This is a genomic window from Spiroplasma endosymbiont of Sarcophaga carnaria (genome assembly GCF_964019595.1).
GTDB classification, from domain to species: domain Bacteria; phylum Bacillota_I; class Bacilli_A; order Mycoplasmatales; family Mycoplasmataceae; genus Spiroplasma; species Spiroplasma poulsonii.
The window spans coordinates 783,854-796,346 of sequence record NZ_OZ026456.1; the positions used below are offsets into that span (position 1 = coordinate 783,854).

General features: G+C 25.4%; 13 protein-coding genes, 3 pseudogenes and 1 other annotated feature. Of the genes and pseudogenes, 5 read left to right on the forward strand and 11 right to left on the reverse strand.

The features are described from left to right. Nucleotides 1–56 precede the first annotated feature (56 nt). From AACK91_RS04620 to AACK91_RS04660, 9 genes and pseudogenes are all read right to left on the reverse strand, one after another. A complete protein-coding gene (locus AACK91_RS04620; protein WP_338964587.1) occupies nt 57–2,390 on the reverse strand; it encodes a lipoprotein in 2,334 nt (777 codons plus the stop codon). Between the two features lie 72 nt (nt 2,391–2,462). Beyond that, nucleotides 2,463–3,323: a hypothetical protein gene (locus tag AACK91_RS04625; protein WP_338964590.1), complete on the reverse strand. Its 861-nt coding sequence runs from the start codon at nt 3,321–3,323 to the stop codon at nt 2,463–2,465. Nucleotides 3,324–3,414: 91 nt separating this feature from the next. Then, complete coding sequence (gene rplL / locus AACK91_RS04630) at nt 3,415–3,780, reverse strand: 50S ribosomal protein L7/L12 (RefSeq protein WP_338964591.1); 366 nt, start codon at nt 3,778–3,780, stop codon at nt 3,415–3,417. A gap of 54 nt (nt 3,781–3,834) precedes the next feature. Beyond that, nucleotides 3,835–4,326: a 50S ribosomal protein L10 gene (gene rplJ, locus AACK91_RS04635; RefSeq protein WP_338964594.1), complete on the reverse strand. Its 492-nt coding sequence runs from the start codon at nt 4,324–4,326 to the stop codon at nt 3,835–3,837. Between the two features lie 20 nt (nt 4,327–4,346). Beyond that, nucleotides 4,347–4,505: a sequence feature (ribosomal protein L10 leader region), on the reverse strand. A gap of 278 nt (nt 4,506–4,783) precedes the next feature. Further along, nucleotides 4,784–5,041, reverse strand: coding sequence for a hypothetical protein (locus AACK91_RS04640; protein WP_338964596.1), 258 nt, complete (start codon nt 5,039–5,041; stop codon nt 4,784–4,786). A 23-nt stretch (nt 5,042–5,064) separates the two neighbouring features. After that, on the reverse strand, nt 5,065–5,250 hold the full coding sequence (locus tag AACK91_RS04645) for a hypothetical protein (protein ID WP_338964598.1): 186 nt from the start codon (nt 5,248–5,250) through the stop codon (nt 5,065–5,067). 184 nt (nt 5,251–5,434) lie between these two features. Continuing rightward, entirely contained in the window at nt 5,435–5,890 is a 456-nt protein-coding gene (locus AACK91_RS04650) for a hypothetical protein (RefSeq protein ID WP_338964600.1), read from the reverse strand. A 35-nt stretch (nt 5,891–5,925) separates the two neighbouring features. After that, nucleotides 5,926–6,114, reverse strand: a complete 189-nt coding sequence (locus AACK91_RS04655; RefSeq protein WP_338964602.1) for a hypothetical protein — start codon at nt 6,112–6,114, stop codon at nt 5,926–5,928. Nucleotides 6,115–6,595: 481 nt separating this feature from the next. Continuing rightward, nucleotides 6,596–7,567 (reverse strand): annotated as a pseudogene (locus AACK91_RS04660) (IS30 family transposase). Between the two features lie 119 nt (nt 7,568–7,686). Between AACK91_RS04660 and AACK91_RS04665 the strand changes: the two are divergent. The 4 genes and pseudogenes from AACK91_RS04665 to AACK91_RS04680 form a co-directional block, all read left to right on the forward strand. Further along, nucleotides 7,687–7,881, forward strand: coding sequence for a lipoprotein (locus AACK91_RS04665; protein WP_338964604.1), 195 nt, complete (start codon nt 7,687–7,689; stop codon nt 7,879–7,881). A gap of 50 nt (nt 7,882–7,931) precedes the next feature. After that, nucleotides 7,932–8,405: a spiroplasma phage ORF1-like family protein gene (locus tag AACK91_RS04670; protein WP_338964606.1), complete on the forward strand. Its 474-nt coding sequence runs from the start codon at nt 7,932–7,934 to the stop codon at nt 8,403–8,405. Then, nucleotides 8,406–9,368, forward strand: a complete 963-nt coding sequence (locus AACK91_RS04675; protein ID WP_338963247.1) for an IS1/IS1595 family N-terminal zinc-binding domain-containing protein — start codon at nt 8,406–8,408, stop codon at nt 9,366–9,368. A 98-nt stretch (nt 9,369–9,466) separates the two neighbouring features. Then, nucleotides 9,467–10,663: pseudogene (locus AACK91_RS04680) on the forward strand (spiroplasma phage ORF1-like family protein); the annotation flags it as partial. 20 nt (nt 10,664–10,683) lie between these two features. On the opposite strand, the gene AACK91_RS04685 reads toward AACK91_RS04680, so the two are convergent. Then, nucleotides 10,684–10,869 carry a hypothetical protein gene (locus tag AACK91_RS04685; RefSeq protein WP_338964607.1) on the reverse strand — a complete coding sequence of 62 codons (186 nt, stop codon included), beginning with the start codon at nt 10,867–10,869 and terminating at the stop codon, nt 10,684–10,686. A 50-nt stretch (nt 10,870–10,919) separates the two neighbouring features. Beyond that, entirely contained in the window at nt 10,920–11,117 is a 198-nt protein-coding gene (locus AACK91_RS04690) for a lipoprotein (RefSeq protein ID WP_338964609.1), read from the reverse strand. Between the two features lie 119 nt (nt 11,118–11,236). Here AACK91_RS04690 and AACK91_RS04695 point away from each other — a divergent pair. Further along, a pseudogene (locus AACK91_RS04695) lies at nt 11,237–12,208 on the forward strand (IS30 family transposase). Nucleotides 12,209–12,493: the final 285 nt, after the last annotated feature.

Consider the following 12,493-nt stretch of genomic DNA (forward strand, 5'->3'; position numbering starts at 1 on the left):
TTTAATGTTTGCCAAAATAGCAGCATTTTTTAACCTCTCCTTCTTTCATTTAACTATTAATAATAACGTGTGTTGTTATAATATCAGGCAAAATCACTTAATAAATATGAATTTTTTGTTAAATCATCTTTAATTCCTGGATTGTATAAAAAGCGGGCCTGATTATCAAATTCAACAACATAACTATATTTAATCTTTTCACTATTTTCTAAATAATTATCCCCTAGTCCGTCATAATCAAGCCAGTCCTGGTCAGTTCATGTTTGTCCCTCTGGCGCGATATTATGACGTTTTGTTGGATCGCTTTGCTGTTCAACCACATATTCTGGTGAATTTCCCGATGCTGGATCAGTATATCCTAACGGTTTTGTATGACGTGCTAATTTTGTTGAAGCGTCTTTTGGACCATAATAGTCTAATTGATATCTAACTCCCGTTACACGACCATTAGTGACTACTGCCCCCAGCGCTTTACCATCAACACCTTTGCCAGATGCTGTGATGTATCATTTTCGATCTAAGAATATATTATCAAACCAATCATTTGCCATAACTTGATTAATTTTATTTGTTAATATTCCAATATAACCATTTTGTGAATCCAGAATCTGAGTTATAAAGTCATGCATTGCTTCATAATCAGGATAAGTGTTATTTCCCCCATGTGTTCAAATATTAATTATGTCAAATAATGACCCCGATTCATATTGATTTTTTTGTTCATTAAAACCATAATTATCTAAAATAAATTTAGCATACTCACTTTTTGGATCAACAGCCATTAAGTCATCACTATAGCCAGCTTTCTCAGGACCTTTATTATAAACATCATCAATTTTTTGAACATTTTTGACATTTAAATTATAATGCCCTTCACCATCGCTAATATAGAATCAGTTTGCAAATCCAGCAACTCCTTTTAATAAACTAAACATATCAAAACCACCTGAGTTTAACATCTGTAATAGTGTTCGCATTAAAGCAACAACAGTATCTTCGGCGAACATTCCTATTAGTGTTTGTAATTTTGAAACACCTTCATAGATTGTTTCTGACATTACCTTGTTAAATTTCTCTTTATCAAATTTTAAACCTTCTTTTGCCAAAGCTGCTGTAAATCAATTACCTAATACTGAATATCATTTTAAAAAGGCATTTTTGTGGTCTTTGTTACTACTTGTTAAATCCAAATATTGTGGTTGTTGTTGTGTAATGACACTCATTGCTTTTGCCATTACAGGACTTGATAAAATACCATATAAATTCATATTTTCAATTTTTTTCGTAGGATTTGCAACCTCTCCATCGCTTTGGTCTTCGACTTTTAGTATCGTATTATCAATCGTATCACGATCAAAAACTTCTAACAATGGACTATCATCTTTAACTTTTCCAATACTAGAATCAAATAATTTACTTTTAATAGTACTTAAAATAACAAAAGGTGCAGCTAAGAAAATTCCTGCTGTTTTTTCACCATAACGATTATTTTGAACAATTGGCAATAACTGTGCTAGAGAATATGAAACTGGTAACTCAACTCCCGGCCCAAATTGCCCTAACATTGTAATTGCTTCATCAAAATATTTTAAACCAAATAAGTCATATAATGAACTTGACTGATTTGCAATCATTTTTCCAAATTTAGTTTCAGATCCACCATCTTTATACGAAAGCTCTGACGTCGTTGGTGGATTGCTTAAAGAATTGTGGTATAAAATATTCGAAACATATGGCCCTGATGATGAATCATAATATTCACTTCATCCTTTTGTTCTTTTAATATAAGCTTTAACTGAATCTGATTTTTGTGATAAGGTGTTTGCTAACGCTCCAGTATCATATTGAGCTCATCCTAAATTTTGATTTACTTCAAATTCAGGATAACGATTAGTCGTTGGATCTTTATCCTTATTAGGATGTCCTTGGTTTTCTTCCGTGTTTCATTTTGAAAAATTTGACATTGCAACAAGAGAAGACATTAAATTATAATTATTACGCTCTGGTTGATAATTTGTATTTCTTGCTTTTCAAGGATTATAAGTAATACTATTTATTTTCTTATATTCTTCAACATAATCCTTAATTGGAACTTCTTTTCCACTTTTTGTCTTAAAAGTAACTTTTAAATTTTTTCCAACATTATTTAAAAAATATTGTAAAGTTGGAAAAGCATATGTATTCATATTCTCATGACGTGATGCAATTAAAATTTTTGCAATTGTACTAGTATATTTAACTTGGTTCCTAATTGTTGGATCAATTTTATTAATTTCGCTATCAAAATAATCATCATTTGTTCCTGTTTTTCCTTTTGCACAAGCGTCCACACTAAAAACACTTGTTGTTGTTAATGTTGTCACTCCTAAAATAGAAAGTAATTTTTTCATTTTTATTCACTCCTTTTTATTTAATTGTTATGATTATTATAAATAATAATTTATTAAAATTAAGTTAAAAGGCTAAATTATTAGAACCTGCTTATAACCATTAAGAATAATTGTTGTATATTTAATTGTTTTATTCATTATTAAAGAATCGTTTTTAATTGCTAATACAAAAAACTTTAAATCCCCTTCATTTTTGTTTTCATTTTGAACCTCTGAATCGTTATTTTTCATTAACACAACATTTCAACCTCAAATTCAAAGTAAAATAAGCATAAAAATATTACTAAAAATTGTTGATAATTTAATATCTTTTGTATTCTCAATAAATTGTAAATTTAAAATTAAAATTAATACGATTAAAATAAAACCAAAAAACAAACGACGGAAAATTTGTTTTAACTCTGTTGTATTGTTATTAACAATAATAGTCCCAATTAAAGTCGCATAAGAAAACGCTCATAATATTAAATAAAATAAATTATTTTCTGTTTTGATTATTGTTTCAAAAATCAAGGTAAAAATAATTGGGGCAAAAGCAACCAAGAAGAAAGCAGCAATAATTTTATTAAAAATCACAATAATATCAAAATATTTTGTTTTTGTAATAATAAAGAATATTACCAAAATAGAAAAAATAATATTTAGTAAAACAATCGTTGATCCTGCAACCCAAACTAAATAAAGCTGCGCAATAATATTAAGAGCACTTAATATTAAAATATTACTAATAAAAGTAGAAATAAAAGCAACAATTTCAATTTTATTAAAACTATTATTAATAGTTTTAAGAGATTTTGCTTTTAAAAAAGTAATACGGATAAAAATGCTAATACTAAAACAAATAAAAATTCAAAATGTTATTGATGAAAAAATATTATTCATTAGAGTAATAAATTTATAAAACTTAATATCAAATAAAAAATCTGTTAACATTTTTATCGCTCCCATTTTTACATAATATAATTTTACAAAAAAAAAAAAAAAAAGCAAAGGGATAACCCTGCTTTATTTTAATAAAATTAAACTATTTAAGTTCAACTGAAGCACCCGCCGCCACTAATTGACCTTTAATTTCTTCAGCTTCTTCAGATTTTACTTTTGATTTAATTACTGCTGGTAATTTATCAACAATTGCTTTCGCTTCCATTAATTCTTTTCCAGTAATTTCTCTTACTAATTTAATAATTGCAACTTTAGATGCTCCTGGATCTGTTAAAACAATATCAACTTCTGAAGGTCACGCTGCTGCTCCACCTTCTGCTGGTGCTGCGGCAACTGCTGCTGCAGCAACAACGCCAAAATGATCTTCAATTGCTTTAACTAATTCATTTAATTCTGATAATTTCATTTCTTCTAATGCTTTAATAATATCATCTTTTGATAATGCCATAATATTTTCCTCCTCATTAAGAATTACATTTTTATAAAATATTGAATAAATTAATTACTCACTTTTCGCTTTAGCAATTTCTTTAACCGATATCGCTAACATAAGTAATGGGTATAATAAGCTTGATGCAAACATTGCAAGTAATTCGTCTTTTGTTGGCAATAAAGCAATTTCAATAATTGCTTTTGTATCCAAGACTTTACCTTCATAAATTCCGGCTTTTAATTTTAAAGCTGGATGCGTTTTTGCAAATTTTGCCAAAGTTTTTGCGGCAGCCATCTGTTCTCCTACACCAAACGCAAAAGCATTAGGACCTGTTAAATAATGATCTAATTCTGCAAATCCCGCTTCTTTAGCAGCCAAGCTCACTAAGTTATTTTTATATATTTTAATGGTTACATCCTGTTTTGTAAGCATTCTTCTTAGTTCTGTAAATTCAGCAACTGTTAATTTTTGATATTCAACAACAACTGCTGAGTTAGCAGTTTTGAAGTTATTAACAATTTCACTAACAACTGCTGTTTTAATTTTCATTGCTGGCTTCATTCTTTGCCTCCCCATAATAATTCAATAAAACAAAGGCAATTAACCAAATAGATTAATTGCCTGAAACATTATAATAATATAAAAACATGTAACTGTTCAATATCTCAATAATGCCTCGGCAACATAATTAAGATTTAATAAAAATCCGTTGCTGTCTCTGGTATTTTGATGACTAAGGTATAATACCAAGAATTATCATATTATAATTTTTCTTAAAAGTCAAATAATTATTATCATAATAAAAACCTTTTTCCATATATTGTACTTTCTTCATAAACAAGTAAGTATTTATTTTAAACAGAAAAAGGTCTTATTATCAGCCTTACAATATCACAATGTAAAACTTGAAAATATTTTTTATATGATTATTAATTTTCTTTATAAGTTTTTACACTAGCAAGATTATAAATTAAATTTTAACTAAATTTTGATAAAAAGTTAAAAATATCTGGAGTAACTAATAACTCTCAATCTTTGAATTTTTTCCACTTATTTCTGTTGTTTTATAAAAAACATCTTGCACAACTCATCCACCAGTAATAACAGATCTTCTCTCGTATTTGTTTACAACATAAGTTATCAAAGCGCGTCCTCATTTATGTACTGGTGATCCATCGGGTCCAGACCTAATAGATACATATAAATAAATATGTGCTATTTTTGAAATTTGGAAAGAAACTGATTCCCCTAATGAACCAACATCTGGTTTAGCCACATTACGAACCACAAAACATTCATTTAATAATTGCATGCTAATTTGGTATTATCCATAATTTTTTTAATCATAAATGCGTTTACATTAACTCATTTGTGTTCATTTTCAATTACTTCATTTTGTGAATTTTGTTGAATTTTTGTGACAATCGTGATAACTCCAGAAGCGGTTAAACCCATAGTACCTAAAATACTCAATAACGTCTTCATTTTAAAGTACCTCCTTAATTAACATTAAAAAAATATAATATTTAAAATAATATTAGTAAGTTATAATTGATAAATTTATATTATGTTTTTCAATAGTTTCCTCAAGATATAGGCATTTACGCTTATATTATTATTATACTATAAATAAAAATTATTTCAAAATTAATACTTATTAAATAATTTTTTATCTTCGGCGATTATTTTTATAACGATATTTATTTCATAAATAAGTCCCTAAACAAGATATCCCAACAGCACCAGAAGTACCTAAAAACACATAACCCAAAACTTTTGCAACAACTATGTCTTTTGGCTTAACAACTGGGTCAGGGATAATTGGTGGATTATAAATTTGAAAGATAAAAGAACCCTCATTGTTATTAACAAAAATATTGGCATTAGCATCAACAGCAATGGTTTGAACTTCTCGACCAAATAAATTGGTTTTAATAACTTGGTCTGCTCCCTTTTTTAAAAAATAAACACCATCTAAAAAACTGCAATAATAAATATTATCATTGGTATCAACAGCAATTGAATATATACTTCGATCCCGTAAATTAATTTGATTTAACTCATTTGTTTTGGTTTGATAAATGTAATTCCCTAAATAAATATTATTGGTTTGGTCAATTGCCATTGTATAAATTAATTCATTTAAATTTTGAATCAACACTAGTGTGTCTTCTTTATTTCGTTGGTAAGAAAAAAATCTCGTTTATTAGTTGTAAAATAAACATCATCTTGATCATCAATTATTAATGCAAAAATAACATAATCTCCTCAACTAACTTTTTCAACAACAGTTTCCCCTGCTGGTAAATAATAAATTCCAGCAAGCGTTCCCAAATATAAGTTATTCATACTATCTAAAGCAAGCGCAGTGACATCAGCATCAGCCTCAACCCCTTCAATTTTAACAATTGAAGTATCATTCTTATAAATAAAAATATCATTATCTTCTGTTGCAAAATAAATGTTATTATCTTGATCAATTGTTAAAAAAAGGACTTTATCATCAATACCTTTAATTTTAGTTGCCTTAATATCATCGGTCGTTAAAGCATAAAGACCCCGCGTGAAGAACCAAAATAAGTTTTTTCCTTCCCAAAGGTAATTGCATTTCGAAAAATATTATCAAGCCCTTCAATTCTCGTTTGAACATACTGTTTATTAGGAATTATGTAAAATGAAGTGCAACAAATCTTATTAGTCAAATAATACAATAAAAATCATAAAAAATCAATTATAAATTTTTAAAAATCAAAATATTTATAGTTTTTATTTTATTTTAAGGAAAATTAAGCACACTAAAAAATAATTTATTAAATTACTTCAAATAAACCTATTTAAAATTATCTGAAAATACCTCTTTTGCTGTTTTTCAATTAAGAACAGGCCTTAATTTATCATTTATAACATTAACTACTCAATTTATTTTTTGTTGACTAACATTATTAAAATCAGTTCCCTTAGGAAATCATTGTCTAAGTTCAGAATTCATATATTCAATTAATGGTTTTTTTTGTGGTTTACCGGGGTCACAAAAATAAACTTGTGTTTCAGCAAATATTTCTAATTATCTTCATTTACTAAATTCTTTTCCTCTATCAGTTATTATTCCTTTAATTTTCCCAAATAAATTATTACTTATAACAATATCTTTAAACTTTTCCACAACTTCATTAGCAGTATGATTTTTTAATTTCATAACAAAATAACTTTTACTATTTTGTTCAACTAAAACCAAATTACTAGATTGATGCTCTTTTCCAACTATGGTATCCATTTCAAATCAACCAACATCAGTCTCTTTATTCTCAATATCTCATATTGATTTAAAATTAATTAATTTACCACGATTATCAAATTTTCCTTTTGTTTTATATTTTTTACCACAATGACGTAAATTATGTTTTAAAAAACCATAAAAACCCAAACGAATTCATTTATACAATGTTTTAACACAAACAGGAAATTTAATACCAAACTTTAGAAAATAACGATGAATAGGTTGTGATGGAGAATCACGATAAACATTAAATCTTATATTAATAAAATTTAATTGTTCTTCTGTAAACTTATATCTTTTATTATTCTTTTTTCTTTTCTCATAATACATTTTATCTGACTTATAAGCACTATATTCATCAATAGTTTTAAAACGCTTAATTTCTCGCAAAATAGTACTACGATTTCTGTTCAAACATTTAGCAATTTGTGAAATATTTATTTCACCATTCTTTTTTAAAAATAATTTTGATAATAATAATTTTTCCAATTTAACCTTATCAATAAAACTTAAATGACTATACATAACATTTATATACCTTTCATTAATTTATAAATTTAATATTAAAATTATTTAATACATTATTGATATATGATAAAATCAATTATAGCATTCAAGTAATTTTAATAAAGGAGAAGTAAAATATGAAAAAGTTACTAAGTATTTTAGGAGTAATCGGATTAACAGCAACAAGTACAACAACATTAATTAGTTGTGAAAAACCAAATAATAATGAAAACGGGGGGGTAATAAACCTACACCAGAACCACAACAACTACCAGAAAATAGCAAATGAACTAATATTCCTAGAACACAGGCGCCTAATAAAGAATTTTTAACTGCTACTAATAAATGATATTTTTATGGAGAAAAAAGAAATGGTCAATATTTGCTTACAAAATTTTATTTTGATAATAATTTTATTAAAAATCAAAACACTTGATGACAACACTTAAAAAATGATTCAGATTTTATTTGAAACTATAATTTAGTATATCGTTGAGATGGAAATGGTGAACCAGAATTACCCGTTGTTGATAATGATGGCAAATTAAAATGATATACTGAATATTATCAAAATGTTCGTTCTTTTTTGCTTAAATATATTGATGTTATTGTACAAGAAAATATCCGAATTCAGCAAGGTGGTAATCCAAACTATGATGACCCAAATTTGGGTAGTGAAAGAATAATTTTTGATTTTGAAATTATTAATAATATGGAAAAATTAGATTGAAAACCTGATGTTATTTTAACTAGAAAATCAATTTATCGGATGATTTCTTTAATTTTGTCGAAAACTCTTGATATTTATAAAATATACCTAAAATTAGGTATATTTTTAATATATGGAGGTAAATAAATGATGAAAAAAATAATTACAGAATTAATAAATAGCTTAACAGATGATCAATTTTTAGAATTTTATGAAAAAATAAAACAACAAGCAGACTTAATTAAAAAACAAAAACGTTTAAATGAAATTGATCAAAAATTTAGAGATAAAGGCATTATATGTCCTAATTGCAAATCTTTTCATTGTGTTAAAAATGGTCATAATTCCGAAGGAAAACAAAAATATTTATGTAAAAAATGTCGTGCTAGTTTTGATGCATTTCGTCATCATTTTACTTATTGAAGTCATTTAAATTATGAACAGTGAAATTTATTAATTCAAATTTCATTGTTAGGACAATCTAGTAAAATAATTTCTCGTTTTATTAAAACAACCCCAAAAACCGCTTGATATAATCGACAAAAATTAATGCAATCAAAACAATTAGAAAATACACAGTTAAAATTTAAAAAATTAAATGGTCAAATCCAAATGGATGAAACATTTATTAAAGAAATTCATAAAGGCAATTTTAAAGATAAATTTGATAAACGAAAAACTCATCTCGATCCATTTTCAACTGATACCAAATGCTGTATTCAAATGGCGGTTGATAGCAATAATAATATTTTTGTTCAATCCACCAATACCAAAAGATTACAAAAACAATGGATTATTGAAAATATGAATAAGCAACTAATTAAAGAAAAATCAATAATTATTTCTGATATGCAACCACTATATTTATTAGTAGCAAAACAAACAAATTCTACTCTATATTCCACCAAAACTAGTACAAACCCTGATACTAGTTATCAAAAGTTAAATAAGATTAGTAAATTACAATCCAGTCTTAAAGAAGCCTTAATTCATTATCATGGTTTGGGTTTCACTAATATTCAAAATTATTTAAAGCTCTGAAAATGAAAATACCAACACAAAGGTTTAACACCAAACCAACAATCAACGGTATTATATTTTAACGTTTAAAAAATTTAAAGCAAAATCATAATCTTACACAAAATTAGTTTTCAAATTGTCATATTGATGATTTTTTTTATTTCATCAAGAGTTTTCGACAAAATTAAAGGATGATTTTAACAATTGATGAAAATAAAAATATTATTGCTGGTAGTTTAGAATTAACACATTTTAAACAATATTGGGATGGTAATAATGCAAATAGTTATTGGTATACTGATGATTTAGGTTTTTTATTTTCTTTCATAAAAGAAAAAGAAGATACTTTTAATTTTAGTGCTGAAACTTATAATTATTATCAAGGTAATTCTCCTAATATTGGTAAAATGGTTTTTGAACAGATGAAAGGTCAAATTGATATTAATAAATTTTTAAAAGCCTTTTTTACCTATGCTTTGGTACCTGTATTTCAAAATCGCAGTAATTTTATTGAAAGTGGTTATATTGATAATTTACAGTATGATACTGTTTTAATTAATTTTTTTGGTTTAAAATTGATTAATTTTAGAGATGTTTTAATTGATGAAACTAATACTAATAAAAATCAATTTGAAAAACTATTAAATAGTATGTTTACGGTTTCCCAAAATTTTTATAAAGATTATTTACGAACAATTTTTGATTTAGAAAATGATACTTATGTACAAGGATATAATAAAAAATATGGTTTATTAGCAAATAATGGTTTTAAAATTTATCCTCGTTATTTTTATTTTTCTGATAAATACAATCAATTAGACATTAAATTGTATTCAGCATTTAAAAATCGTTTTTATAATACTAATTATGGTAATGTATTTAATTATGATTTTTCAGTTGCAAATAATTATAATATTAATCAAAATGAAGGTTATATTTTTGAAGGTGCTTTAAAAGATAAATACGGTTTAAAATACAAAAAAATTGAAGAACAAAAAATCGGTTATAATGTTTTTGAATTACAAGCCCAAAAAGAAAATGATATGTACCGTTATTATGATTTTAATTTTGGAATTTATAACTGACAAGAAATAAATAATGGCGGATTGTTTCCTGATGGACAATGATGACAAGCCCAATATGAAAGTTGTAGTTGATATAATTTAGCGTGTCATATAAAAAATGCTGCAATTTTAATTGTAAATAATATTCCCGGTGTTAAACAAGTAAAAGAATTAGCAAGCGGTGTTGGTAAAATATTTCAAACAATATATAGTTTTTTTAGTCAAACATTTGAGGTATGAAAATTTAGTCCAGCATTATATAATACAATAACAAATATATTCCTATTAATTATCTTTATGAAGTTTGTTCGATTAATTTAAAAAAGGACTTGTTAGTCCTTTTATTCTTTTCAATCAATTATTAGTCCTGTGTCTTTATTAATTTCTGGTATTTGTGGTTCATTGTTTTTATTTCAACGATATACTAAATTATAGTTTCAAATAAAATCTGAATCATTTTTTAAGTGTTGTCATCAAGTGTTTTGATTTTTAATAAAATTATTATCAAAATAAAATTTTGTAAGCAAATATTGACCATTTCTTTTTTCTCCATAAAAATATCATTTATTAGTAGCAGTTAAAAATTCTTTATTAGGCGCCTGTGTTCTAGGAATATTAGTTCATTTGCTATTTTCTGGTAGTTGTTGTGGTTCTGGTGTAGGTTTATTACCCCCCCCCCGTTTTCATTATTATTTGGTTTTTCACAACTAATTAATGTTGTTGTACTTGTTGCTGTTAATCCGATTACTCCTAAAATACTTAGTAACTTTTTCATATTTTACTTCTCCTTTATTAAAATTACTTGAATGCTATAATTGATTTTATCATATATCAATAATGTATTAAATAATTTTAATATTAAATTTATAAATTAATGAAAGGTATATAAATGTTATGTATAGTCATTTAAGTTTTATTGATAAGGTTAAATTGGAAAAATTATTATTATCAAAATTATTTTTAAAAAAGAATGGTGAAATAAATATTTCACAAATTGCTAAATGTTTGAACAGAAATCGTAGTACTATTTTGCGAGAAATTAAGCGTTTTAAAACTATTGATGAATATAGTGCTTATAAGTCAGATAAAATGTATTATGAGAAAAGAAAAAAGAATAATAAAAGATATAAGTTTACAGAAGAACAATTAAATTTTATTAATATAAGATTTAATGTTTATCGTGATTCTCCATCACAACCTATTCATCGTTATTTTCTAAAGTTTGGTATTAAATTTCCTGTTTGTGTTAAAACATTGTATAAATGAATTCGTTTGGGTTTTTATGGTTTTTTAAAACATAATTTATGTCATTGTGGTAAAAAATATAAAACAAAAGGAAAATTTGATAATCGTGGTAAATTAATTAATTTTAAATCAATATGAGATATTGAGAATAAAGAGACTGATGTTGGTTGATTTGAAATGGATACCATAGTTGGAAAAGAGCATCAATCTAGTAATTTGGTTTTAGTTGAACAAAATAGTAAAAGTTATTTTGTTATGAAATTAAAAAATCATACTGCTAATGAAGTTGTGGAAAAGTTTAAAGATATTGTTATAAGTAATAATTTATTTGGGAAAATTAAAGGAATAATAACTGATAGAGGAAAAGAATTTAGTAAATGAAGATAATTAGAAATATTTGCTGAAACACAAGTTTATTTTTGTGACCCCGGTAAACCACAACAAAAACCATTAATTGAATATATGAATTCTGAACTTAGACAATGATTTCCTAAGGGAACTGATTTTAATAATGTTAGTCAACAAAAAATAAATTGAGTAGTTAATGTTATAAATGATAAATTAAGGCCTGTTCTTAATTGAAAAACAGCAAAAGAGGTATTTTCAGATAATTTTAAATAGGTTTATTTGAAGTAATTTAATAAATTATTTTTTAGTGTTCTTAATTTTCCTTAAAATAAAATAAAAACTATAAATATTTTGATTTTTAAAAATTTATAATTGATTTTTTATGATTTTTATTATATTATTTGACTAATAAGATTTGTTGCACTTCACTTACACGATGCCTTATTAAAAGAAAATGGAACATTTTGAAGAATATTATTTGAGCGTATAAAATTATGAAAAAAAACAGAATTTATAACTACTATCCATACAACTATTTTTATCATTTTACCCCTGCAC